Below are 22,247 nucleotides of genomic sequence, written 5' to 3'. Positions count from 1 at the left end.
CGGTTCATGCGAAGTGCTCGACGGCCTGCTTGACGTAGTCAGGCATCACAACCGTCTGTTCTGACTCGAGAATGCGCAGGGCGCCTTCGGTTTTGTGGTTGGGCATCCAGGTGTCGGGATTGTCTTGTGGGCGCAGACCCAAGACCGTCCGCATGTGATCGACGCCGTTGGCCTTGACGAGCTGTGGCTCCAGGGTTTTGCCGAGCGCAGGGTCGCCAACGAACATCTTGCGGTTTACAGACAGGTACTCCTTGAGTTCCTCGACGATGTTGGCAGCATCCGTTCCGTCGTTGTCCTGGAGGGCTACGACGTCGCGGTCGAGGCGAGTGCACAACTCGAGTGCTCGCTTGAAGGTGATCCCGTTCATGGAGATCACGTCGATGCCGTCGGCTTCGGGGTACTTGTTGAACCTGTCGAAGTAGCCCCGCTTGAAGACCATCTCGTCGGACGGACCCTCGACGAGAACCAACCGCGTTGCGAGGACAAGACGCAGTGTGTCGTACCCCGACAGGTGCTTGAAGTAGGCGACGGTTCCGTCGTCGAGGTCGGTGATGCGGGCGGGGGTGTCTCCGCGCAGGCAGATGAGCTTGTCGAGGCCGAGGCGGTTGAGGACGAAGGAGCTGTGGGTGGTGACGAACAGTTGTTGGTTCTTGCCGGCAAGGGTCTCGACTCGATCGATCAACTTGTGGAGGCGGCTGTAGGCAAGATGCGTCTCGGGTTCCTCGATCAGAACCGTGCGAGCAGATTCGGCGCGGCGCTTCATCGCTAGCGCCACCTTGATCGATGCCTGCTGTCCCTGACCGGCCATGGCGAACGGGATGTTATCCACCTGGGGTACGACGCCAGCCTCCCAGGAGGCCCGTGCGGACTGGTCCATCGTCAAGCTGAGGGGAGCGTCGTGAAGGTCCTCCGATCCGTCACGCACCTTCTCGTTGAGGCCGCCTAGCGATGAGGTCGTCATCTCGTGGCGTGACTTGCGGTGGGCCACTGAGATTGCTGCTCGTTCCTTCGGCTCGAGGAACGAGCTGAGGATTTCCCGGGTGTGGTAGTCGACCCCCGCCTTCGACCGAATCGTGCGTGAGTCGATCATCGAAAGCCCGAGGGCCGCGGGGCGCCGACGCAGCGGCGTGTCGTTGAAGTCCTTCCACATGGCCTCGAAGTACTCCGTCGGCATCACGCCGAGGCGATCGGGGTCGGCCATGTAGGCCGTGAACTCCTCGTCGTAGTCCGGGTTGCGGACAACTTCCAACTTGGTGCCGGGACAGTCGAGGCGCAGTGAGTTGTGGACCCCGCGCATGCGCTGGACGTCGGGATCCTCGGAGTCGAAGTAGAGCTCGATGCGGATCGACGGGGCAGGCGTCTGCGGGTCCTTGGCGTACGCGGCGAGGTAGTCGCGCACGTCCTCGGCGTTGAACCAGTAGGGATTGAGTTCCTCGTTCGCCCAACGACCGTCGATTCTCCCGCTCAGAGCCAGGGTGATGGCTTCGAGCAGCGTTGACTTACCAGTCTCGTTGTCGCCGACGATGATGTTCGTCGCCGCATCTGGCGCGACGGAGAATGACCGGAACTTGCGGTACCCCTGGATGACGACCTTCGTGATCATGGTGGCCCTATGATCCCCGGGGGATCACGCTCGTGGCCGTCCGCCACGCCATGGTCGCAACGACGCAGTGGTTTTCTTCACCGCGGTCAACATCCGCAAGTTCGTCGTCCGCGCCAAGCGCCTCGACGACCTGGTCGAGCTCGGCAGCCTGACGAGCCAGGCGGCGGTCTTCCTCGACGCCTCGATCCGTGCCGGCCTCAACGTGCTCGTGGCCGGCGGCACCCAGGCCGGCAAGACGACCTTCCTCAACTGCCTGGCCGCCTCCATCCCCGGCAGCGACCGCGTCGTGTCGGCCGAAGAGGTCTTCGAGCTCCAGTTCAACCACCCCGACTGGGTGCCGATGCAGACCCGGCAGTCGGGGCTCGAGGGGACCGGCGAGATCCAGCTGCGCGACCTCGTCAAGGAGGCGCTGCGGATGCGCCCGAGCCGGGTCGTGGTGGGCGAGGTCCGTGCCGAGGAGTGCCTCGACCTGCTGCTCGCGCTCAACGCCGGGCTCCCGGGCATGTGCACCCTGCACGCCAACAGCGCCCGCGAGGCGCTGGTGAAGATGTGCACGCTGCCGCTGCTGGCCGGGGAGAACATCTCGGCCGGCTTCGTCGTGCCGACGGTCGCCAGCTCGGTCGACCTCGTCGTCCACCTGGGCATCGACGCCCAGGGCGTCCGGCGTGTCAACGAGATCGTGTCGGTGCCCGGACGCGTGGAGAACGACCACATCGAGGTCGAGTCGATCTTCGAGCGGGCCGGCGGCGAGCTGCGTCGCGGCGCCGGGATGCCGTCGCGGCTCGAGCGCTACGAGCGCGTCGGCATCGACCTGCACCGCATCCTCAACGGAGTCCGCTGATGGGTGCCCTCGTCGGCCTCGGCCTCGGGCTCGGACTGCTCCTCGTCTGGTCGGCGTTCTTCCTGCCCCGATCGCCGCGGGACCCCGCGCCGGGCGGCGGTCGCTGGCGCCAGCTGCTCGCCCGGGCCGGGCTGGGCGAGGTGTCGGTCGGCAGCCTGTTCGCGCTGTGCCTGGTGCTGTTCGTGTTCGGCTTCGTGGTCATCCAGGCGGTCTCGCGGACCGTCCCGGTCGCCGTCGCGTTCGCGGCGATGGCGGGCTACCTGCCGATCGCCGTCGTGAAGCAGCGTGCCGCCAAGCGGCAGCGGGAGTTCGCCGACGTGTGGCCCGACGCCGTGGACAACCTCGCCAGCGCCGTACGCGCCGGACTCTCACTCCCCGACGCGCTCTCCGCGCTCGGCACCAACGGGCCGGAGGCGCTGCGCGAGGCCTTCGACGAGTTCGCCCTCGACTACCAGGTGACCGGTCGCTTCCACGAGTCGCTCGACCGGCTCAAGGACCGGCTGGCCGACCCGGTCGGCGACCGGGTCGTCGAAGGGCTGCGCATCGCTCGCGAGGTCGGCGGCGGCGAGCTCGGGCGGCTGCTGCGCAACCTCTCGGGCTACCTCCGTGACGAGGCCCGCACCCGCTCCGAGATGGAGTCCCGCCAGGCCTGGACCGTCAACGGGGCCCGGCTCGCGGTGGCGGCGCCCTGGGTGGTCCTGCTGCTGATGTCGTTCCAGTCGGGCTCCGTCACCGCCTACTCCTCCGGCGCCGGGATCGTGGTCCTCTCGGTCGGCGCGGGACTGTGCCTCGTCGCCTACCGCGTGATGATGCGTATCGGACGTCTGCCCGCAGAACGGCGGATCCTGGCATGAGCGCCTCATGAGCACCGCACTGTGGGGCGCGATCCTCGGCGCGACGACGGCGATCGGCCTGCTCATGGTCGCCGCCCGGGTCGCGGTGATCCGGCGTCCGCAGCTCGGCCTGCGGGTCATGCCCTACGTCCGCGACCTGCCGCAGGTGGGCCGCACACCCACCCTCCGGGTCGCGTCCTCGTCGCCGACCGTCGCCGCGGCCGGCATCTTCGGCCCGCTCCTGCGCTCGGCCGCCGACGTGGTCGAGAAGGTGATGGGGGGTGCGACCTCGGTGCGCCGCCGGCTCCAGCGGGCGGCGATCGACAAGTCCGTGCACGAGTTCCGGGTCGAGCAGGTGCTCTGGGGACTGGCGGGCTTCGGCCTCGTCGCCGCCTTCTCGCTGCTGCGGGCGCTCTCGGGATCAGTCGGCCCGATCTCGGCGCTCCTGCTGTGCGTGGTGGGCTTCGTCTTCGGCGTGATGGCCCGCGACAACCGACTCAGCAGCCAGGCGACCAACCGCGAGCGGCAGATCGTGGCCGAGTTCCCGACCGTGGCCGAGCTGCTCGCGTTGGCCGTCGCGGCGGGCGAGAGCCCGGTGGCGGCGCTCGACCGCGTCGTACGCCGCAGCGGCGGTGAGCTCTCCGCCGACCTCGGTCGGGTGCTGGCCGAGATCCGCACCGGCACCCCGGTCGCCGCCGGCTTCGACCGTCTCGCGGCCACGACCGGGCTGCCGCTGGTCGCGCGGTTCGCCACCGGCATCTCGGTCGCGATCGAGCGCGGCACGCCGCTGGCCGATGTCCTCCACGCGCAGGCCGCCGACGTCCGTGAGGCCGGGCGCCGCAACCTGATCGAGACCGCCGCGCGCAAGGAGGTCTTCATGATGGCGCCCGTCGTCTTCCTGGTGCTGCCCGTGACGGTGCTGTTCGCGTTCTTCCCGGGCGCCATCGGCCTCAGCCTGGTGGTGCCGTGACCAAGACCGCCGCCTCCCGACCCACATCCGTGCACGACCGAACAACCGAACGGGGTATCCGATGAAGCAGTCCGCTCTCGACCAGATGTTGCGTGTGTACGTCGCGCTGACGGCGCCACAGCCGGGGTCGCGCGCCCGTGACGAGCGCGGCGACGTCCCGGGCTGGGTGATGGTGACGGTGATGACGGTCGGGTTGGCGATCGCCATCTTCACCTTCGCCCAGGACCCGCTCAAGGCTCTCCTGACGCGGGCCTTCGACTCCGTGAAGTAGCCCGGTGACACTCGTCCACCGGGGGATCGGGCGGATGCGGAGGTCCGAGCGCGGCAGCGCGGTCGTGGACTTCGTGATGATCCTGGTGGTGCTGCTGCCGCTGTTCGCCGCGCTGCTCCAGCTGGCGCTGGTGCTGCACGTGCGCAACACCCTGTCCTCGGCCGCGGCCGAGGGAGCCCGACGCGCCGCCGTCAGCGGGGCCACCATGGAGGACGGACGGGCCAAGACGATCGAGCAGATCGTCGGCACCGTCAACGAGCGATACGCCGACGGCGTGTCCATCGCCCCGGCCGACGTCGGGGGATCGCCGGGCTACCGGGTCACGGTGACGGCGAGCGTGCCCGTGCTCGGCCTCGGCGGACCTGCGATCGACGTCACCGTCAGCGGCAACGCGATCATCGAGTCGCCATGAGGCAGCTGCGCAGGCGCCGTTCGCGACGCGAGGAATCAGGCAGCGCGCTCGTCGAGTTCTGCTGGGTCGGGCTGATCCTGTTCATCCCGATCACCTGGATCGTGCTGACCGTGTTCGAGGTCCAGCGGGGAGCGTTCGCCCTGGACGGGGCCGCCCGAGCGGCGGCCCGTGCGTACGCCCTCGCGCCGGACGACGCGACCGGAGCGGCCCGGGCGCGGGCGGTCGTGGACCAGACCCTCGCCGACCAGGGCGGGAAGGGCCAGACGGCCACGGTCGTCGTGACCTGCCAGCCCTTCCCGCAGGACTGCCACGCCGGGACCTCGATGATCACGGTCGCGATCGACTCGGGGGTTGCGCTGCCGTACCTGCCAGCCGTGCTGGACAGCGACCGCCGCTCGCTCGACCTGAAGGCGAGCCACACGGTGCCGATCGGCCAGTTCGTCGCCGTACCGGACGGTGCCGTCGAGGCCGACGAATGAGGTCCCGCGACGAGCGCGGCTCGACCATCCCGCTGCTGGTCGGTCTCGCGGCCGTCCTGTTGATGGGCGTGGCGCTGGTCATCAACGCGTCGGCGGCCTACCTCCAGCGCCAGAGCCTCGACACGCTTGCCGACGGTGCGGCGCTCCGGGGCGCCGACCTCGGCGCCGCTGGCACGTACGAGGGCGGGCTGGACGCCGAGCGACTGCTCCAGGAGAAGGGAGCGGTGCAGAAGGTGGTCCAGGCCTACCTCGTCTCCGTCGGCGCCGACCGCACCTACCCCGGGATCGAGGTCGACGCCCGGGTCAACGCGGTCGACCGTTCGGTGACGGTGGTGCTGACCGCGCCGCTCGACCTGCCGATGCACATCCCGGGCAGCCCGGCGCAGCCCGTCGTCGGGGCGAGCAGCACCGCGGCGGTCACGATCCAGCAGTGAGCGTCAGGCGTTCGACGTACGGCAGGCCGAGCACCGGCCGAGCAGTGCCGCGTGCTCCGGCTCCAGCTGGAAGCCGAGGTCGGACATCAGGTCGGCGGTGAGGGCCTCGAAGCTCGCCACGGGGATGTCGAAGACCGCCGAGCAGACCGTGCACTGGGCGTGGGCGTGGACCGACGGCGCGGTCGCGAGGCGGGGGTCGTCGATCGTCAGGTGGTAGACCGCGGCCGCCCCGCCGACATGGGTGTGGGACACCATCCCGAGGTCGCCCAGGGTGGCGAGCGCGCGATAGACCGTCGTGCGGTGCAGCCCGGGGGCGGACGCCTCCGCACGTGCGGCGATCTCGTCGGCGTCGAGGTGCTCGGCAGTGGCGTCCAGCACCTCGACCACCGCGCGCCTGGCCTGCGTCACCCGCTCGCCACGTGCGCGCAGGATCGCCATCGCGCCGTCGACGCGGGACCCCGGGGACGATGAGCTGGTCACGCGCCCAGTCTGGTCGGTGGTCCGCCCGCACGCCACACCGGCCGGAACTGGTCGGCAACTAATCGGCGTACGCACGCATCCCTCTTGCAGCAGGCCGACAGGGCCGCACGACAGGGGGACTCCCATGAACCGCATCATCACCACCGGCGCCGGTCTGGCGCTGGTCGTCGCTCCGCTCCTCGCCTCCACCACCGCGACGGCCCACGCGAGCGATTCGGCCTCTCGCCAGGCTCCGGGCTACTCCGTCTCCGCGCGGATCAGCAAGGCCACCGCGGTCGCCAAGGAGGACACCGTCAAGATCCGCGGCTCGGTCCGACCGGGCGCGGCGGGGGACAAGGTCGTGCTCCAGCAGCGCCTGGAGGGCAAGAAGACGTGGTCGCAGTCCGGCACGGCGAAGGTCCGGGCCAACGGCACCTTCCTGCTGAAGGACGAGCCCAGCGTGGCCGGCACCCGCTTCTACCGCGTGCTGAAGCCCGCGGCCGGCAAGGTCGCGAAGGGCGTCAGCAGCGAGCTCGAGCTCACGGTCTACGCCTGGGGCCCCTTGGCCTCGCGCCAGCGCGGGGTCGCTGCCGGCATCATCAACACGACGGCCATGATCGGCGCGGACAACTTCGCCAACAGCCTGATCAGCACGGCACCGGACGCGCCGAACTACGTGGAGTACACCCTCGGCAAGAAGTGCCTCAAGCTGCGAGCGACCTACGCGCTGACCGACTCCTCGGCCACCGGTGGCACCGGCACGGTGGCCCTCAAGATCGACGACAGGGTCGCCTTCGCCTCCGGTCTCGTGCTCGGCCAGGTCATCGAGGACGCGGAGACCAACGTCACCGATGCCTTCCGGATCCGCTACGAGCTGGCCTCCTCGGGCACACCGGCCGCCAACACTGCCGTCGCAACCCCCGAGGTGCTCTGCACGACGTAGCCACAGTCTCGCTCCCCCTTCCCAGATGGGAGCGCAGGAGTCGGGCTCGCACCGCCCGACAGAGCCGCCCGTCGTCCGTCCTCAGCGACGGGCCCGGGCGGTTCGCCACCCGACCGCCCGCCCCGTACTGTTTCCCCTTGTGGCAGGCACCGACTTCGACCAAGAGATCAAGCAGCTCCAGGCGACCATGAGCACCATCGGCCAGGTCCTCGACCTGGACAAGATGCGCGAGGAGATCGCCGACCTCGAGGACCAGGTCGCCGCGCCCGACCTCTGGGACGACGTCGACAACGCGACCCGCGTCACCGGCCGCCTCTCCGCGATCCAGGGCGAGCTCGACAAGTTCACCAGCCTCGAGGGCCGCATCGAGGACCTCGCGCTGATGGTCGAGATGGCGCAGGAGGAGGGCGACACCGCCACCCTCGACGACTCGCAGCTCGAGCTCGACCGGATCAAGCGGTCCGTCGAGTCCCTCGAGATCCGCACCCTCCTCAACGGGGAGTACGACGCCCGCGAGGCCCTGATCAGCATCCGCTCCGGCGCCGGCGGCGTCGACGCGGCCGACTTCGCCGAGACCCTGATGCGGATGTACACGCGCTGGGCCGAGCAGCACAAGTACCCCGTCGAGGTGTTCGAGACGTCGTACGCCGAGGAGGCGGGCCTGAAGTCGGCGACCTTCGCGGTCCACGCGCCGTACGCCTACGGCACGCTCTCCGTCGAGGCCGGCACCCACCGCCTCGTCCGGATCAGCCCCTTCGACAACCAGGGCCGTCGCCAGACCTCCTTCGCAGCCGTCGAGGTCGTGCCGGTGCTCGAGCAGACCGACGAGATCGAGATCAACGACGAGGACATCAAGGTCGACGTCTACCGCTCCGGCGGCCCCGGCGGCCAATCCGTCAACACGACCGACTCCGCCGTCCGGCTGACCCACATCCCCACCGGCACCGTCGTGCAGTGCCAGAACGAGAAGAGCCAGCTCCAGAACAAGGCCAGCGCGATGGTCGTGCTCAAGGCCAAGCTGCTTGCCCTCAAGAAGGCCGAGGAGAAGGCCCACCTCGACGGCATGCGCGGCGACGTCCAGGCGTCGTGGGGCGACCAGATGCGCAACTACGTGCTCAACCCCTACCAGATCGTCAAGGACCTCCGGACCTCCTACGAGTCCGGCAACCCGCAAGCGGTCTTCGACGGCGACCTCGACGGGTTCCTCGAGGCCGGCATCCGCTGGCGCCGCGGCACCGACAAGGCCGAGGCCGACGCCTGATCCCGGTTGACGTCATGGGCAGTGGCTGCTGGAGCGACCACCTCTCATGACGTCCGCAGGGCCTCGAGTACGGCGACGCACCACTCGCCGACGAGGTCCTCGTCGGTCGCCGCGGCACTGACCTCGCAGCCCACCCACGCGTCGCCGACGAGTCCGTGGAACCCGGTCGAGTCGTCGCACTGCTGCGCCACGCTCGGCGACCCGAGGTCGGGAGCCGACCGCAGGCGGCGACAACCCTTCCCGACGGTCTCCGACACGAAGTCGGACGCGCGGGACGCGGTGATCGGGGGAGCGAACACCCAGGCGCGGGCGGTGGCCGAGCCGTCCGTCCACGAGCAGCCGAACTCGTTGCTGATGTCGCGGGTGCCCGGCAGCCTGACTCCGGGGCGCCACGAGGCGGCGTCGGTCGCCTCGCCGTCCAGCGCCGCCGCGACCGCGTCCGCGGGCACGCGCTCGCAGAAGTCACCCCGGACCAGGGCCAGGCCGGAGGTGTCGTAGTCGGCCAGCGGCGTCGGCTCGGCGGCGGCCGGGGCCGTCGGGGTGGCCGGGTCGTCGTCGCCCGAGCACCCGGTGACCGCCACGAGCAGCACCCCGATGGCCAGGCCCGCCGTGGCGAGGCGACGCCGGCGCGGCGGCGTACGGGATGAGGCGAGCACCACGCCAGCCTAGGGCTCCGCGATGCCGCGGATCGCTGGGGCCACCGCGTAGCCTCGGGGCCGTGATTCGCTTCGAGAAGGTCACCAAGACCTACCCCGGCCACGCCCACGCGGCCCTCGACCAGGTCTCGGTCGACGTCGACAAGGGCGAGTTCGTCTTCCTCGTGGGGTCGTCGGGCTCGGGCAAGTCGACCTTCCTGCGCCTCGTGCTGCGGGAGTACCGCCCCTCCGCGGGCCGGGTGTACGTCGCGGGCAAGGAGATCAACCGGCTCGCGAGCTGGAAGGTGCCGCGGCTGCGTCGCGAGATCGGCACCGTCTTCCAGGACTTCCGCCTGCTCGGCAACAAGACCGTGTCCGAGAACGTCGCCTTCGCGCTCCAGGTCATCGGCAAGTCGCGTGGCGACATCAAGACGCTGGTCCCCGAGACCCTCGAGATGGTCGGCCTGACCGGCAAGGGCGACCGGCTGCCCGACGAGCTCTCCGGTGGCGAGCAGCAGCGTGTCGCGATCGCCCGCGCCTTCGTCAACCGGCCCAAGATCCTCATCGCCGACGAGCCGACCGGCAACCTCGACCCGACCACCTCGGTCGGGATCATGAAGCTCCTCGACCGGATCAACCGCACCGGCACGACGGTGGTGATGGCCACGCACGACGCGGGGATCGTCGACCAGATGCGCAAGCGCGTCATCGAGCTCGAGAACGGCCGAGTGGTGCGCGACCAGGCGCAGGGCGTCTACGGCACCTCCAACTGAGAAGGACTGACACAGATCCATGCAGCTTCGCTACGTCTTCTCCGAGCTCGGCCAGGGGCTCCGGCGCAACCTGTCGATGCACCTCGCGGTCGTCCTCACCCTCTTCGTCTCGCTGACTCTCGTCGGCCTCGGCGTGCTCTTCCACCTGCAGGCGGAGAAGGCCGCCGACCACTGGGGCAGCCAGCTCCAGATCCAGGTCCTGCTCTGCAACAACGACGACCGCAACCCCGCCTGCGCGGGTGAGGTCACCGATGCCCAGCGCGACGCCATCACCACCGTGATCGACGAGAACCCCGAGGCCGCCGGTTGGGACCTCGAGACCAAGGACGAGGCCTTCGAGAAGGTCAAGGAGCTCTACGGCGCGGAGAAGTTCGAGGGCGACAACGCCATCCTCACCGCCGACGACATGCCCGAGTCGTTGTGGGTCGAGCTCAAGGACCCCGAGAAGTTCCAGGGCATCGCCAGCGCCGTCACCGGCCTCGACGGCGTGTCCGGCGTGCAGGACATGCGCCGCTACATCGAGCCGATCATCGGCTCCATCAACATGCTGCAGTGGGTCTCGATCGCCACGGCCGCCTTCCTGGTCGTCGCGGCCCTGCTGCTGGTGGCCAACACGATCCGCCTCGCGGCCTTCGCGCGCCGCAAGGAGATCGGCATCATGCGGCTCGTCGGCGCCTCCACCCTCTACATCGCACTGCCCTTCCTGCTCGAGGCGCTGGTGACCGCGCTGCTCGGCGTCCTGCTCGCGGTGGGGGCCCTCGGCGCGTTCATGTACTTCGGGATCGAGGAGCGCGCGACCGACCGGTTGCAGTTCATCCCGTGGATCGGGATGGAGCAGTACCTCGTCGGCGTGGTGGTGGTCGCGATCCTCGGTCCGCTGCTCACCGTGCTCCCGACACTCGTGCTGACGCGCAAATACCTCAAAGTGTGATCCGGGCGGGTTACCTTCATCGCGTTCCCTTCCCCGAACACACGTAAGGCTTCCCGGTGCGATCCTTCCCCCGTACCGCCCGTACACGCATGGCCGCAGCATCCGTCGCCGCGGTCCTCGCACTGGGCACCCTCTCCGTCCCCCCGGCGCTCGCCGCGATCTCTGCCGACGACCACCTCAAGGACCGGCAGAAGCAGGCCGAGAAGTTGGTCGACCGCGCCCACGAGCACCTCGAGGACTCGAGCCGGCAGCTGAGCCGGGCCACCGAGCGGCTCGAGGCGGCCCAGGGCCAGCTCGTCGACGCGCGTACGGCGCTCGCCACCGCCCAGGGCAAGCTCAGCGTCGCCCAGGAGCGGGACGCCGCCGCGGCCGCGCTCCTCGCCGAGGCCGAGGCCACGCTGGCCGCCGCCCAGGCCGAGGTGGTCGCGGGGGAGGCGGACGTCGCCGCGCAGCGCAAGGTCGTCGGCGACACCATCAAGGACCTCTACACCCAGGGCGACCCCGACCTGATGGCGTTCTCGTCGCTGCTCGACTCCGAGTCCGCCCAGGACCTCACCCGCCGCGCGGACGTCAACCAGGCGGTGGTCGACAAGCAGACGCGTGACTACGACCGGCTGCAGGCCACCGAGGTGCTCCTCGAGGTCCACGAGGACCAGGTCGCCGCCGCCCGCGACGACGTCGAGGCCAAGCGCGAGGAGGCTGCGGCCAACCTCGCCGAGACCCAGGAGCTCGAGGCGGAGGCCGCGAGCGCCAAGGCGTCGGTCGTCTCGCTGGTGGGGGAGCGCAAGTCGGCGCGGTCCGACGCGGCGCGCATCAAGGCCCGCGACGTACGCAAGCTCAAGGCCGCCGAGCGCGAGAAGAAGCAGATCGAGGAGCGGCTCAAGCGGATCGCCGCCCGGGCCCTCGCCCGCGCCCGTGCGGCCGCTGCCGCCAGCGGGCGCGCCGCTCCCACCACCGGGCTGCTGCAGCGGCCGGTGCCGGGGTCTGTCACCTCGCCCTTCGGCTGGCGCACGCACCCGATCTACGGCTACTGGGGCCTCCACGACGGCACCGACTTCGGCGTCAGCTGCGGCGAGCCGATGGTCGCCGCCGAGGACGGGCGGGTCATCTCGTCCTACTACAGCGACGTCTACGGCAACCGGCTGATCATCGACAACGGCGCCCTCGCCGGCGCGGGCATCGCGACGATCTACAACCACGCCTCGTCCTACACCGTCGGCGTCGGCGCCCAGGTCAAGCGCGGCGACGTCATCGGCTACGTCGGCTCGACGGGCTGGTCGACCGGCTGCCACCTGCACTTCACGGTGATGTCCAACGGCAAGGCCGTCGACCCGGCCAACTACCTGTAGGGCGCTTTCGGCTTGCGGCCTGATGAGAAGATGGGCGAATGGCCGCGAAGGAGAAGGATCAGCGCAACCGGCTGATCGCGCAGAACAAGAAGGCCCGCCACGACTTCCACATCGAGGACACCTACGAGGCCGGCCTGGTCCTCCAGGGCACCGAGGTGAAGTCGCTGCGCGAGGGCCGCGCGAGCCTCGTCGACGGGTTCGTCGACCTCGACAACGGCGAGGCGTGGCTGCACGGCGTCCACATCCCGGAGTACGCCCAGGGCTCGTGGACCAACCACGCCGCCCGCCGCAAGCGCAAGCTGCTGCTCAACCGCGTGGAGATCACCAAGATCGAGCGCAAGGTCGGCGACAAGGGATACACGATCGTGCCGCTCTCGCTCTACTTCAAGGACGGTCGCGCCAAGATCGAGATCGCGATCGCCAAGGGCAAGAAGGAGTACGACAAGCGCCACTCGCTGGCCGAGCGGCAGTCCAACCGCGAGAAGGAGCAGGCCGTCCAGCGGCGGCTGAAGGGCTTCACCGACTGATGATCGCCGTGCTCGTCCTCGCCGGGTTCTTCGTCCTGGTCCTCTTCTTCATCGTCCTGTTCGTGGTGATCGCGAAGTTCAAGGTCGTGGAGCAGCCCGGCTCGTCGTCCAGCCCCGCGCCCGCCGACTGGCGTGGACCCGAGGGCAGCGCGGCCGCCGGCCGGTGGAACGGCGAGATCCTCGGCACCGGCGCGGGCGGCATGATCGGGAGCACCCTGAGCTCCACGTTCGGGGTCTTCGAGGTGCAGTCCGGGACGATGACCTTCACGCCCGACGGCGCCTCCGCCCCCGACTGGCGCGCGGCGTGCCACACCCTGGTGGTCGCGCGACGCGGCTTCATGAGCCTCAACGGCGCCGACGTCTCGATCACCTGGCCGACCGGTCCCGGGACGTGGCAGACCGCGAGCTGCAACGTCAGCCGCGAGCGGATCAACCGGATGATGGGCAACGACTTCAAGGACCTGCGCGAGCGCGGCTACGCCAGCGAGTTCGTGTCCTGCCTGGCCGCCAACGGCGCCCGGGTCCAGGCGTGAGCGACACCGACACCTCCACCGATGCTCAGGCCGTCCACGCCTGGTGGACGCGGCTCGGCCTCCCGGGTCTGCTCGACATCCACACCCACTTCCTGCCGCCGCGGGTGATGGCCAAGGTGCGCGCCCAGTTCGACGCGGCGGGGCCGCTGATCGGCCGACCGTGGCCCCTGCACTACCGCGACACCGACGAGGCGCTGGTCGCGACGCTGCGCGACCTGGGTGTACGCCGCTTCACCGCCCTGGCCTACGCCCACAAGCCGGACATGGCCGACTGGCTCAACGAGTGGGCCGCCGACTTCGCGGCGCGCGTGCCGGAGGCGCTGGTGTGCGGCACCTTCTATCCCGAGCAGTCGGCAGCGGCGTACGTCGCGAAGCGCCTCGACACGATCGACGTCTTCAAGATCCACGTGCAGGTCGGCGACTTCTCGGTGCTCGACCCGCTGCTCGACGAGACCTGGGGACTGGTCGCCGAGGCGGGCACCCCGGTCGTGCTGCACGCGGGGAGCGGGCCGGTGGCGGCGACGTACACCGGACCCGACCCGGTCGCCGCGCTGCTCGCGCGACACCCCCGGCTGTGCCTGGTGATCGCGCACATGGGAGCGCCGGAGTATGCCCCGTTCCTCGAGCTGGCCGAGACGCATCACCGGGTGCACCTCGACACGACGATGGCCTTCACCGACTTCTTCTCCGAGATGGGCGGGGTCTTCCCACCCGGCCTCCTCCCGCGCGTGCGCGACCTCGGCCTGGCCGGGAAGGTGCTGCTGGGCTCCGACTTCCCGAACATCCCCTACCCCTACCGCCACCAGCTCGAGGCGCTCGAGCGTCTCGACCTGGGCGACGACTGGTTGCGCGCGGTCTGCTGGAGCAACGGGGAGCGTCTGATCGCGTAATTGAACGCGTTCAAAACATGGCGTACTGTCTGCGCCATGAAGATCGTCATCCCCGGGGGGACCGGACAGGTCGGCGGGATCCTGCGTCGTGCGCTCACGCAGGCCGGGCACGAGGTCGTGGTGCTCAGCCGGAACGCGACACCGCTCGAGAGCGGGGTCAGGCACGTGGTGTGGGACGGGCGGAACGTCGGCGACTGGGCCGTCGAGGTCGACGGAGCCGATGCCGTGATCAACCTCGCCGGGCGCACAGTCAGCTGCCGCTACACCGACGAGCACCTCGCCGAGATGATGGACTCGCGGGTCTACTCGACGCTCGCCGTCGGCCAGGCGATCGAGCGCGCCGCCCGCCCGCCGCGGGTCTGGCTCCAGGCGAGCACCGCCACCATCTACGCCCACACGCACGGCGCGGCCAACGGCGAGGACGGCGTGATCGGCGGCGACGAGCCGGACGTGCCGGACTACTGGGCCTTCAGCGTGGAGATCGCCCAGCGGTGGGAGGCCGCGCAGCTGATGGCCGACACCCCGGCGACGCGCAAGGTCGCGCTGCGCTCGGCCATGGTGATGAGCCCCGACCGGGGCGGCGTCCTCGACGTCCTGCTCTGGATGGCGCGGCTCGGGCTCGGCGGGCCCGTCGCGGGTGGGCGGCAGTACGTCTCGTGGATCCACGACCGCGACTTCGTCCGCGCCGTGGAGACGCTGCTGGAGCGAGACGACCTCCACGGACCGGTCAACCTGGCCTCACCCGGTCCGCTGCCGCAGCGTGACCTGATGAAGGCCCTGCGCGGACGTCGTCCCGGCCTGCCCGCGACGCGGTGGATGGCGGAGATCGGCGCCTTCGTGCTGCGCACCGACACCGAGCTGCTCCTCAAGAGCCGGCGCGTGGTGCCGACCCGGCTGCTGGCGGAGGGCTTCGCATTCGAGTTCCCGGCCTGGCCCGAGGCCGCGGAGGACCTCGTCCGCCGTAGGCTCGGGCGATGACTCGGGGGATCGTCGTCGCTGTGCTCGCGCTCGGACTGGCCGGGTGCTCGTCCTCCGACGAGGCCGTCGCCGGTGACGAGCCGATCACCCCCGAGGCGATCGCCGCGATCACGCAGGAGCACGTCGACCTGTCGCCGGTCGAGGTCACGGCGTGGGACGTCTTCACCCGCGAGCTGGGTGAGCCCTCGCCGGGGGCACGGTCGGAGTACGGCGACGTGTCGCTGGCCGTCGTCGTCGCCCCGACCACCGACAGCCCGCTCGTGTGCGCGACGCCGACGTTCTTCGACGAGTGCGTCGACGACACCGTGGACGGGCACGACGTGACGATCGCCTGGCAGGACCTCGAGCCCGAGGAGGACCCGGGCGTCGTCTACGTCATCGACCGCCGCGACGGGGAGGACGTCGCCGTGCAGGTGATCGGCCCGGACGTCACCGACGACCCGCGTGACCTCGATCTCGGTGTCCCGCTCGAAGACCTCGCCGCCCTGGTGACCGACCCGCGGCTGAGCCTGACGACCTCGCAGGAGGTCGTCGACCTCGGCGACCAGGTGGAGCTCTCGGCGTCCTGAATCCGCGCCGGCGGCGGTCGGAGGGGAATGCGCGCGACGGCTGTCGGTGTTGACCCGTAGACTGACCCACACACAACTCAAGAGGGGCTGATCGGTTTCGACTTGGGACGTTAGTTCCAGGGGAAGCGGGTCGAGAAGCCAGCGTCATCTCGTTAACGATCGCTGGAAAACCATAGTTGCCAACTCAAACCGCAACGACTTCGCTCTCGCTGCCTGAGCAGTGATCGAAGGGTCTGACCGGGCACCCGTCCTCGTCCCGGACCCAGGCCTCATCTAGAGGACTTGCTGATCACCTTTGTCAGGAGGGGTGATCGGGACTTCATCCTGACTGAGTCTGTCGGCGACGTGTCAGTGCGAGCGCCGGGACTGAGAAGACGACAGCACTGACTGCACCCGGAGAAGACTTGGTTCGACGCTCGAGGACGCGGGTTCGATTCCCGCCAGCTCCACCAGCCCTGTTGAGAGATGGCGGTGTCCCGCAGTCACCACGGTGACCGCGAGACACCGCCATCGTCACGTCCGGGGTTGGCTCGCTCCCGTGCGCCGTACAGACTGGGAGGACCCTCGACGGACGGAGATGTCGCATGACCGAGCCCATCGTGATCATCGGTGGCGGGATGGCGGCGGGCAACGCCGCCGTCGAGCTGCGCGAGAGTGGGTACGACGGCGGCCTCGTGCTGTTCGCGGGCGAGCCGCACCCGCCGTACGAGCGACCGCCGCTGTCGAAGGGCTTCCTCGCGGGCGAGTCGGCGGCCGAGGACGCCTACCTCAAGCCCCGGGAGTGGTACGCCGAGCACGACGTCGACGTCCGTTCCGGCACCGTCGTCGAGAGCATCGACCTCGACGGGCACACCGTCTGCACCAGCCGGGGCGACCAGTCCTACGACAAGCTGCTGATCGCCACGGGCGCCCAGCCGCGCCACCTCCCGATCAGCTCGACCGACCGGGTCGAGGTCGTCCACCTCCGCAGCCTCGACGACTCGCGGCACCTCCAGGACCGGCTCTCTCCGGGTTCGCGGCTGCTCGTGGTGGGAGGCGGCTGGATCGGCATGGAGGTCGCGGCCACGGCCCGCGGTCGCGGTGTCGGCGTCACCCTGGTCGAGCCCGCCGAGCAGCCGCTCCTCGGGGCGATGGGCGCGGAGGTCGGCCAGCGCTTGGCCGACGTGCACCGCCGCCACGGCGTCGACCTCCGGACCGGGACCTCGCTCGACCAGCTCGACGGGTCGGCGGCCGTGCTCGACGACGGCACCGAGCTCGAGGTGGACACGGTGCTGGTCGGCATCGGTGCCGCGCCCGACGACAACCTCGCCCGCAGCGCCGGACTCGACGTGGACAACGGCATCCTGGTCGACGCCGGGCTGCGCACCAGCCACCCCGACGTGTTCGCCGCCGGAGACGTCGCCAACCAGGCCCATCCGCTGCTCGGTGAGCGCGTCCGCGTCGAGCACTGGCAGAACGCCGTCAGCCAGGGCAAGGCCGCGGCGCACGCCCTGCTCGGTGAGTCCGTCAGCTACGACGAGATCCCGATGTTCTTCTCCGACCAGTACGACCTCGGGCTGGAGTACTTCGGCCATCCCGGATCCGAGGGCTACGACTCGGTGAAGATCGAGGACGGGTCGAGCGGAGCCGACTCGTTCGTCGCGCGGTGGTACCGCGGAGACCTGCTCGTCGCCGCCATGCACGTCAACGAGTGGGACCTCTCGAAGGACCTCGCCGCCGAGGTGCGGGCCGCCCGCTGACGACCGTCAGGACGGCCAGACCTTCTGCACCAGCGCGATCGTCACGCTGCCCGACACGGTCGGCGGGACGGCCAGCACCAGCGAGTTGCCGGTGAAGCCGTAGCCGATCTCGGGATTGTTGTTGGGGTGGTCCTGGTCGATGGTGAGCGGGTAGTACTCCCCGCACCCGAGCGGGGCCTGCGGATCGGCCTGGCAGTTGTGGGGCCGGGCCGGCTCGAGGTGCACCGCCCACGCCGGCGCCGAGCCGTCGCTGGTGGTGAAGGTCGTGCTGGTCGCGCTCATGCCGATCGGATACGGGTTGGGGTACGGCGGCAGCTCGACGGCCACGTACTGGCCCGGCGTCGTCGTGGCCAGCGTGACCGGGTCGTCGAGGGTGGTCAGGTCGGGGAGGCGCAGCGCCTTCGTCAGGCTCAGCCGGATGGTCCGCCCGGGCTTGCCCCGGGTGATGACCGAGTAGCGCGCGACCCCGGTGCCGTCCACCCAGTAGGCGCCCGAGCTGGGGGCGTCCTCCGCGATGACGCCGTCGGCGCCCTCGAAGACCCGCGACCAGCGGCGCGTGCCGTGGAAGTCGGGGACGACCACGTCACCGTCGCTCGCGTCGAACGTGAAGACGTGCTCCCGGGGTCGGCGGTCGGAGGTGAGCTCCTCGACGGTTCCGTCGGTGGCGATCGGCTGCACGGTGCTGCGCGTGACCTGCGTAGGCCTGGTCCCCTTGGCCAGGACCAGCAGGCGACCGGCGCCCGGCCGGACGGTGCTGGTGTCGCCGATCGTGGTGTGGATCGATCGGCCGACCTCGAGCTGGAGGTCCTCGCCGTACAACCCGGCCGACTGGCCGCCCGGGGTGAGGAGCAGGTGGGACCAGTCGTGGGACGTGAGCAGCACGCGGTCGCCGGCCGAGAGGTCGACCGCCACGGCGTTGATGAAGCCGCGACGCTGCGGTCGTCCCGCGACGGGGGCGCCGTCGATGCCGGCCCGAGCGACGCGCACCTTCTCCAGCTGGAGGAGGCGGCCCGGGCGGTCGTGGTCGGAGGCGCGGAAGGCGAACGTGAACCGGCCGGTGCGGGGCAGCTTCCAGTAGAACTTCCAGGTCTGCGGCACTGTGCGGCCGGACGAGAGGAGCCTGGTGCTCGAGCCCCCGATGCGCTCGGCCGTCCCGGTGTCGAGGTGGACGACGTCGCCCTGGCGCCCGGTGAAGGTGATCCGGGCGTCGTGGCCGTCGAGGCGGACCGGCCCGTCGCCGTACGCGCTGGTCACGCTCGTCACCCGTGGGGCTGCCTCACGTGTCCCGGCGTGCACCGCCGTCGTGGTGGCCCCCACGAGCAGCAGAGCCGCGAGGCCCGAGGCGGCCCACCTCGTCGTCGTCATGACCGTGTGACGGTCGGCGTGCGCCGTTTGGTTGCGACGGGGGTCTGGGGGCGACTGATCTAGGCTCGCCGGCATGGCTGACTGCGTCTTCTGCCGGATCATCAGCGGCGACGAGCCGGCGTCGATCGTGCTCGACCGCCCCGGCCTGCTCGGCTTCCTCGACCAGCGGCCGGTGTTCAAGGGTCACGTCCTGCTGGTGCCGCGCGACCACGTGGAGACGCTGCCCGACCTGCCGGCCCACCAGCGCGACGGGTTCCTCTCCGCCGCGCAGGACCTCGCCACCGCGGTGAAGACGGGACTCGGGGCCCAGGGTTCGTTCGTCGCGATCAACAACACCGTCAGCCAGTCGGTGCCGCACCTGCACCTGCACGTCGTGCCCCGCACCAAGGGCGACGGGCTCCGCGGGTTCTTCTGGCCGCGCACGAAGTACGCCGCCGGCGAGATGGACGAGCACGCCGCCCGGCTCCGCGACGCTCTCGCGGACTGACGCAACCCTTCCCCGACCCCACGCGTCACAGGGGCATGAGGAAGCTGATCGCGCCGCTGCTCGCCCTGTTGATGCTCGCGCTCGTCGCTCCCGCCGCCGCTGCCGAGGCGGTCGAACGCCGCGCCAGCGTGCCGTGGGACGAGGTCGGCGAGGGCTGGACGCTCGCGACGGTGGACCGTGGCCGGATGGTGCAGGGCGAGCTGCGGTTGAAGGCGCGCAGCCTCGAGCTGGTCTCGCCCGAGGGCACCCGCTACTCCCTCTACGCCACGACCAGGCAGCCGCTGAGGCACCACGTCGACCCGAGCAACTTCACCCTCGTCGGCTGGGACCCCGAGACCCGGGTCGCGCTGCTCCAGCGCTACGTCAGCCTCTCGCGCACGCAGGCGATCCGCGTCGACCTCCGCTCCGGCGCCAGCCAGAGCCTCGCGCTGCCGAAGCGCGCGACCTCGGCCGGCCTCCGCCCCGACGGCACCGGCGTGCTGACCCAGACCATCGGCGGCAACGTCCTCTCCATCGGCTGGGACGGGACCCGCACCCTGGTCGGCCGCGGCGGGACGAGCTGGAGTCCGATCACCACCCCCGACGGCAACGCCGCCGTGGTCGCAGGAACCGGCCACCTCACCGTGATGCCGCTCGACGGCTCGACGCCCAGCGAGCTCGCGACACCGGGCGAGTGCCGGCCGCTGAGGTGGTACGACGACACGCAGCTGCTCGCCTCCTGCTTCTCACGGAAGGGCTCGCAGCTCGTCACGGTCGGCCTCGACGGCTCCATCACCCCGCGCGCCGGACTGCGCCGGACCAGCTCGCCCGGCTTCCGCGGCCCCAGCTGGGACGACACCGACGTCCGTGAAGTCGGGGGAGTGGCCTACCTCGAGGGCAACGGCCCGTGCGGGGGATCCTTCCTGACGCGCGAGAACGCCCGGGGTGAGCAGAGGATGGTGCGCGTGCCCGGGAGCACGGGCGGGATCAGCCTCGTCGACGCCCGCGACGACCGACTGGTGATCGCCCACACCGCCAACTGCGACGCGGGTCCGCCCCGTGCGGTGCTGTCCACGTTCGACCCCGTCACGTTGGACGAGGACGCGCTCGTCACGCTCGGGCGCCGCGAGCACTGGGGTCATGTGCTCGCATGGGACGAGCCGCGACCGTGGAGCTGGTGACCGGGGACTAGTCTCGGCCGCGTCCAAATTCCACAGGTCTTGAGGGAGTCACCATGGGTCGCTTCGACGGTCGCGTCGCAGTCATCACCGGAGCAGCGCGCGGCATCGGGTTCGGTACGGCGCAGCGCTTCGCCAGCGAGGGCGCGTCGATCGCCGTCGTCGACCTCGACGAGTCCGCGGCCCAGGAGGCGGCGGCCAAGCTCGAGCTGGTCGACGGCGCACGGGCGATCGGCATCGGCTGCGACGTCTCCGACACCGCGGCGTCCGAGGCGACCGTCGAGCGCGTCGTCGCCGAGCTCGGCGGCATCCACGTCCTGGTCAACAACGCCGGCATCACCCGCGACAACCTGCTCTTCAAGATGACCGAGCTCGACTGGGACCTCGTGATGGGCGTGCACCTCAAGGGCGCGTTCAACATGACCAAGGCCGCGCAGAAGCACTTCGTGCAGCAGAAGTACGGCAAGATCCTCAACCTCTCCAGCGTCTCGGCGCTCGGCAACCGCGGCCAGGCCAACTACTCCGCCGCGAAGATGGGGATCCAGGGCTTCACCCGCACGCTGGGCATCGAGCTCGGCCCGTTCGGCATCAACGCCAACGCGATCGGCCCCGGCTTCATCGCCACCGAGATGACCGACGCCACCGCCGCCCGGGTCGGCATGAGCGTCGAGGACTTCCGCGCGGCCGCCGCCGAGTCCAACCCGGTCCGCCGGGTCGGCTTCCCCGAGGACATCGCCGCCGCGGCGGCGTTCCTGTGCAGCGACGAGGCGTCGTACATCACCGGTCAGACGCTGTACGTCGACGGGGGCGCCAAGCTCGGCTGAACACACCGACACCGCGGCCGGCGGGGGAGACGCTCGTCACGTCCCGGGCCCGGATCCACGCTCAGCACCGGCCGACACGACCCATCGTCGTGTCGGCCGGTTGGATTTCGAGCGCTTCCGTGCCTAACGTCGCCGAGGCCTCAGTCTCCGCCGTATGGGAGTGGAGAAGGGCCAGACAACCTCATAGTCGTCGCCGGTAACGCCGAGTCCTGCCCGCCGGAGACGAACCCCCGAGTCACGAATTCGGGCAGGAGTGGGGGACCCACAGGTTCCACTGCCGGCTGCAACGCTGACCAGCGTGCGCAGGCGGCTCGGGGTGAAGCCACCGACAGGTGGCGGGGCACTTTCCAGCCCTAATCCGACAGCTCACCTCACAGGCGTGGGAAAGGACAGCAACCATGCCTGCGATTCGTCGCCTGGCGCGCTCCGGCGCGCTCACCCTCGTCACCCTCGGAGTCTCCGCCACCACCCTGGCCGTCGCTCCCGCACATGCCGCCGACGGGGCGGACTTCCGCTCCGGCGCCGTGGCCCTCTCGACCAGCCAGGTCAAGAAGTTCGACAAGACCATGGCGGCCCGCCGCGAGCGCGCCTCCGAGCGCCTCGACGACCGCATCGCCGACGCGCAGCGCACCGCCATGGCGCAGCGCGGCGATGCCTACTCCTACGGCTCCGCCGGCCCGAACGCCTTCGACTGCTCGGGCCTGGTGTTCTACAGCTACCGTGCGGCCGGCTTCGACGTCCCCCGCACCTCGGGCGCCCAGGCGGCCTACACCAAGCGGATCGCCAAGGAGGACATGCGCCCCGGCGACCTGATGTTCTTCTACGGCGCCGGCGGCGTCTACCACGCCGCGATCTTCATCGGCAACGAGAACGGCCACGCCATGATGGTGCACGCGCCCGGCTCCGGCCAGAGCGTCACCGTCGCCGCGCCGTGGACCAGCAGCTGGTTCGGCGGCACCCTGCGCTGACGCGGCACCCGCGGGC

Annotated in this window: 26 protein-coding genes, 1 other RNA gene and 1 riboswitch; of the genes, 23 read left to right on the top strand and 4 right to left on the bottom strand. The window is 70.4% G+C overall.

Annotated elements, in window-relative coordinates; all coding sequences use genetic code 11:
* Positions 1–4: 4 nt before the first annotated feature.
* Positions 5–1,603, bottom strand: a complete 1,599-nt coding sequence (locus C7S10_RS11805) for an ATP-dependent nuclease (RefSeq protein WP_108344621.1) — start codon at positions 1,601–1,603, stop codon at positions 5–7.
* Between the two features lie 67 nt (positions 1,604–1,670).
* On the opposite strand from C7S10_RS11805, the gene C7S10_RS11800 reads away from it, so the two are divergent.
* The 7 genes from C7S10_RS11800 to C7S10_RS11770 all read left to right on the top strand — a co-directional run bounded on the left by C7S10_RS11800 (position 1,671) and on the right by C7S10_RS11770 (position 5,843).
* On the top strand, positions 1,671–2,444 hold the full coding sequence (locus C7S10_RS11800; RefSeq protein ID WP_207769344.1) for a TadA family conjugal transfer-associated ATPase: 774 nt from the start codon (positions 1,671–1,673) through the stop codon (positions 2,442–2,444).
* Positions 2,444–3,298: a type II secretion system F family protein gene (locus tag C7S10_RS11795; RefSeq protein ID WP_108344620.1), complete on the top strand. Its 855-nt coding sequence runs from the start codon at positions 2,444–2,446 to the stop codon at positions 3,296–3,298. The genes C7S10_RS11800 and C7S10_RS11795 overlap by 1 nt, the downstream gene beginning before the upstream one ends.
* 7 nt (positions 3,299–3,305) lie before the next feature.
* Positions 3,306–4,247 carry a type II secretion system F family protein gene (locus tag C7S10_RS11790; RefSeq protein WP_108344619.1) on the top strand — a complete coding sequence of 314 codons (942 nt, stop codon included), beginning with the start codon at positions 3,306–3,308 and terminating at the stop codon, positions 4,245–4,247.
* A 61-nt stretch (positions 4,248–4,308) separates the two neighbouring features.
* The gene (locus C7S10_RS11785; RefSeq protein WP_243395327.1) at positions 4,309–4,518 is read left to right on the top strand and encodes a hypothetical protein; all 210 of its coding nucleotides are present in this window, start codon (positions 4,309–4,311) and stop codon (positions 4,516–4,518) included.
* A 4-nt stretch (positions 4,519–4,522) separates the two neighbouring features.
* Positions 4,523–4,930 (top strand): TadE/TadG family type IV pilus assembly protein, encoded by a 408-nt coding sequence (locus C7S10_RS11780; RefSeq protein ID WP_243395326.1) that lies wholly within the window; start codon positions 4,523–4,525, stop codon positions 4,928–4,930.
* Positions 4,927–5,409: a hypothetical protein gene (locus C7S10_RS11775; RefSeq protein WP_108344617.1), complete on the top strand. Its 483-nt coding sequence runs from the start codon at positions 4,927–4,929 to the stop codon at positions 5,407–5,409. Before C7S10_RS11780 ends, C7S10_RS11775 begins: the two co-directional genes overlap by 4 nt.
* The gene (locus C7S10_RS11770) at positions 5,406–5,843 is read left to right on the top strand and encodes a pilus assembly protein TadG-related protein (protein ID WP_108344616.1); all 438 of its coding nucleotides are present in this window, start codon (positions 5,406–5,408) and stop codon (positions 5,841–5,843) included. Before C7S10_RS11775 ends, C7S10_RS11770 begins: the two co-directional genes overlap by 4 nt.
* A gap of 3 nt (positions 5,844–5,846) precedes the next feature.
* Here C7S10_RS11770 and C7S10_RS11765 read toward each other — a convergent pair whose 3' ends face one another.
* Positions 5,847–6,323, bottom strand: a complete 477-nt coding sequence (locus C7S10_RS11765; protein ID WP_243395325.1) for a Fur family transcriptional regulator — start codon at positions 6,321–6,323, stop codon at positions 5,847–5,849.
* Positions 6,324–6,447: 124 nt separating this feature from the next.
* Here C7S10_RS11765 and C7S10_RS11760 point away from each other — a divergent pair, with 124 nt between their 5' ends.
* A complete protein-coding gene (locus C7S10_RS11760; protein WP_108344614.1) occupies positions 6,448–7,245 on the top strand; it encodes a hypothetical protein in 798 nt (265 codons plus the stop codon).
* A gap of 139 nt (positions 7,246–7,384) precedes the next feature.
* Positions 7,385–8,506, top strand: coding sequence for a peptide chain release factor 2 (gene prfB / locus C7S10_RS11755; RefSeq protein ID WP_207769343.1), 1,122 nt, complete (start codon positions 7,385–7,387; stop codon positions 8,504–8,506).
* A gap of 44 nt (positions 8,507–8,550) precedes the next feature.
* On the opposite strand, the gene C7S10_RS11750 is transcribed toward prfB, so the two are convergent.
* Complete coding sequence (locus tag C7S10_RS11750) at positions 8,551–9,162, bottom strand: hypothetical protein (RefSeq protein WP_133176498.1); 612 nt, start codon at positions 9,160–9,162, stop codon at positions 8,551–8,553.
* Positions 9,163–9,224: 62 nt separating this feature from the next.
* Here C7S10_RS11750 and ftsE point away from each other — a divergent pair, with 62 nt between their 5' ends.
* The 10 genes from ftsE to C7S10_RS11700 all read left to right on the top strand — a co-directional run bounded on the left by ftsE (position 9,225) and on the right by C7S10_RS11700 (position 17,430).
* A complete protein-coding gene (gene ftsE / locus C7S10_RS11745) occupies positions 9,225–9,914 on the top strand; it encodes a cell division ATP-binding protein FtsE (RefSeq protein ID WP_108344611.1) in 690 nt (229 codons plus the stop codon).
* A 19-nt stretch (positions 9,915–9,933) separates the two neighbouring features.
* Positions 9,934–10,845: a permease-like cell division protein FtsX gene (gene ftsX / locus C7S10_RS11740; RefSeq protein ID WP_108344610.1), complete on the top strand. Its 912-nt coding sequence runs from the start codon at positions 9,934–9,936 to the stop codon at positions 10,843–10,845.
* 89 nt (positions 10,846–10,934) lie between these two features.
* Positions 10,935–12,194 (top strand): M23 family metallopeptidase, encoded by a 1,260-nt coding sequence (locus tag C7S10_RS11735; protein ID WP_108344609.1) that lies wholly within the window; start codon positions 10,935–10,937, stop codon positions 12,192–12,194.
* 38 nt (positions 12,195–12,232) lie between these two features.
* Positions 12,233–12,721 (top strand): SsrA-binding protein SmpB, encoded by a 489-nt coding sequence (gene smpB, locus C7S10_RS11730; RefSeq protein ID WP_108344608.1) that lies wholly within the window; start codon positions 12,233–12,235, stop codon positions 12,719–12,721.
* Positions 12,721–13,254, top strand: a complete 534-nt coding sequence (locus C7S10_RS11725; protein WP_108344607.1) for a hypothetical protein — start codon at positions 12,721–12,723, stop codon at positions 13,252–13,254. Before smpB ends, C7S10_RS11725 begins: the two co-directional genes overlap by 1 nt.
* Positions 13,251–14,144 (top strand): amidohydrolase family protein, encoded by an 894-nt coding sequence (locus C7S10_RS11720; protein WP_108344606.1) that lies wholly within the window; start codon positions 13,251–13,253, stop codon positions 14,142–14,144. Before C7S10_RS11725 ends, C7S10_RS11720 begins: the two co-directional genes overlap by 4 nt.
* 36 nt (positions 14,145–14,180) lie before the next feature.
* Complete coding sequence (locus C7S10_RS11715) at positions 14,181–15,122, top strand: epimerase (protein ID WP_108344605.1); 942 nt, start codon at positions 14,181–14,183, stop codon at positions 15,120–15,122.
* Positions 15,119–15,691, top strand: coding sequence for a hypothetical protein (locus C7S10_RS11710; RefSeq protein WP_108344604.1), 573 nt, complete (start codon positions 15,119–15,121; stop codon positions 15,689–15,691). The genes C7S10_RS11715 and C7S10_RS11710 overlap by 4 nt, the downstream gene beginning before the upstream one ends.
* Positions 15,692–15,774: 83 nt before the next feature.
* Positions 15,775–16,143: a transfer-messenger RNA gene (ssrA, locus tag C7S10_RS11705) on the top strand.
* A 132-nt stretch (positions 16,144–16,275) separates the two neighbouring features.
* Entirely contained in the window at positions 16,276–17,430 is a 1,155-nt protein-coding gene (locus tag C7S10_RS11700; protein WP_108344603.1) for an NAD(P)/FAD-dependent oxidoreductase, read from the top strand.
* Positions 17,431–17,436: 6 nt separating this feature from the next.
* On the opposite strand, the gene C7S10_RS11695 is transcribed toward C7S10_RS11700, so the two are convergent.
* Positions 17,437–18,795, bottom strand: a complete 1,359-nt coding sequence (locus tag C7S10_RS11695; protein WP_108344602.1) for a hypothetical protein — start codon at positions 18,793–18,795, stop codon at positions 17,437–17,439.
* Positions 18,796–18,868: 73 nt separating this feature from the next.
* Here C7S10_RS11695 and C7S10_RS11690 point away from each other — a divergent pair, with 73 nt between their 5' ends.
* From C7S10_RS11690 to C7S10_RS11675, 4 genes are all read left to right on the top strand, one after another.
* The gene (locus tag C7S10_RS11690) at positions 18,869–19,282 is read left to right on the top strand and encodes an HIT family protein (protein WP_108344601.1); all 414 of its coding nucleotides are present in this window, start codon (positions 18,869–18,871) and stop codon (positions 19,280–19,282) included.
* 35 nt (positions 19,283–19,317) lie between these two features.
* A complete protein-coding gene (locus tag C7S10_RS11685) occupies positions 19,318–20,442 on the top strand; it encodes a hypothetical protein (protein ID WP_108344600.1) in 1,125 nt (374 codons plus the stop codon).
* A 53-nt stretch (positions 20,443–20,495) separates the two neighbouring features.
* Positions 20,496–21,263 (top strand): SDR family NAD(P)-dependent oxidoreductase, encoded by a 768-nt coding sequence (locus C7S10_RS11680; protein WP_108344599.1) that lies wholly within the window; start codon positions 20,496–20,498, stop codon positions 21,261–21,263.
* Between the two features lie 218 nt (positions 21,264–21,481).
* Positions 21,482–21,658, top strand: a riboswitch (cyclic di-AMP (ydaO/yuaA leader).
* A 3-nt stretch (positions 21,659–21,661) separates the two neighbouring features.
* Positions 21,662–22,231, top strand: coding sequence for a C40 family peptidase (locus tag C7S10_RS11675; protein ID WP_108344598.1), 570 nt, complete (start codon positions 21,662–21,664; stop codon positions 22,229–22,231).
* Positions 22,232–22,247: the final 16 nt, after the last annotated feature.

The organism is Nocardioides currus (assembly GCF_003057875.1).
GTDB lineage: Bacteria > Actinomycetota > Actinomycetes > Propionibacteriales > Nocardioidaceae > Nocardioides > Nocardioides currus.
Note: the sequence above shows the minus strand (reverse complement) of the source record. Positions and strands in the feature narration are given on the sequence as shown.

Coding starts and splice junctions, on each gene's coding strand:
- ftsX (WP_108344610.1), top strand. CDS start 9,934: ATGCAGCTTCGCTACGTCTTCTCCGAGCTCGGCCAGGGGCTCCGGCGC.
- C7S10_RS11690 (WP_108344601.1), top strand. CDS start 18,869: ATGGCTGACTGCGTCTTCTGCCGGATCATCAGCGGCGACGAGCCGGCG.
- C7S10_RS11735 (WP_108344609.1), top strand. CDS start 10,935: ATGGCCGCAGCATCCGTCGCCGCGGTCCTCGCACTGGGCACCCTCTCC.
- C7S10_RS11680 (WP_108344599.1), top strand. CDS start 20,496: ATGGGTCGCTTCGACGGTCGCGTCGCAGTCATCACCGGAGCAGCGCGC.
- C7S10_RS11775 (WP_108344617.1), top strand. CDS start 4,927: ATGAGGCAGCTGCGCAGGCGCCGTTCGCGACGCGAGGAATCAGGCAGC.
- C7S10_RS11685 (WP_108344600.1), top strand. CDS start 19,318: ATGAGGAAGCTGATCGCGCCGCTGCTCGCCCTGTTGATGCTCGCGCTC.
- C7S10_RS11785 (WP_243395327.1), top strand. CDS start 4,309: ATGAAGCAGTCCGCTCTCGACCAGATGTTGCGTGTGTACGTCGCGCTG.
- C7S10_RS11795 (WP_108344620.1), top strand. CDS start 2,444: ATGGGTGCCCTCGTCGGCCTCGGCCTCGGGCTCGGACTGCTCCTCGTC.
- C7S10_RS11770 (WP_108344616.1), top strand. CDS start 5,406: ATGAGGTCCCGCGACGAGCGCGGCTCGACCATCCCGCTGCTGGTCGGT.
- C7S10_RS11760 (WP_108344614.1), top strand. CDS start 6,448: ATGAACCGCATCATCACCACCGGCGCCGGTCTGGCGCTGGTCGTCGCT.
- C7S10_RS11805 (WP_108344621.1), bottom strand. CDS start 1,603: ATGATCACGAAGGTCGTCATCCAGGGGTACCGCAAGTTCCGGTCATTC.
- C7S10_RS11715 (WP_108344605.1), top strand. CDS start 14,181: ATGAAGATCGTCATCCCCGGGGGGACCGGACAGGTCGGCGGGATCCTG.
- C7S10_RS11675 (WP_108344598.1), top strand. CDS start 21,662: ATGCCTGCGATTCGTCGCCTGGCGCGCTCCGGCGCGCTCACCCTCGTC.
- C7S10_RS11710 (WP_108344604.1), top strand. CDS start 15,119: ATGACTCGGGGGATCGTCGTCGCTGTGCTCGCGCTCGGACTGGCCGGG.
- C7S10_RS11790 (WP_108344619.1), top strand. CDS start 3,306: ATGAGCACCGCACTGTGGGGCGCGATCCTCGGCGCGACGACGGCGATC.
- smpB (WP_108344608.1), top strand. CDS start 12,233: ATGGCCGCGAAGGAGAAGGATCAGCGCAACCGGCTGATCGCGCAGAAC.
- C7S10_RS11700 (WP_108344603.1), top strand. CDS start 16,276: ATGACCGAGCCCATCGTGATCATCGGTGGCGGGATGGCGGCGGGCAAC.
- C7S10_RS11695 (WP_108344602.1), bottom strand. CDS start 18,795: ATGACGACGACGAGGTGGGCCGCCTCGGGCCTCGCGGCTCTGCTGCTC.
- C7S10_RS11725 (WP_108344607.1), top strand. CDS start 12,721: ATGATCGCCGTGCTCGTCCTCGCCGGGTTCTTCGTCCTGGTCCTCTTC.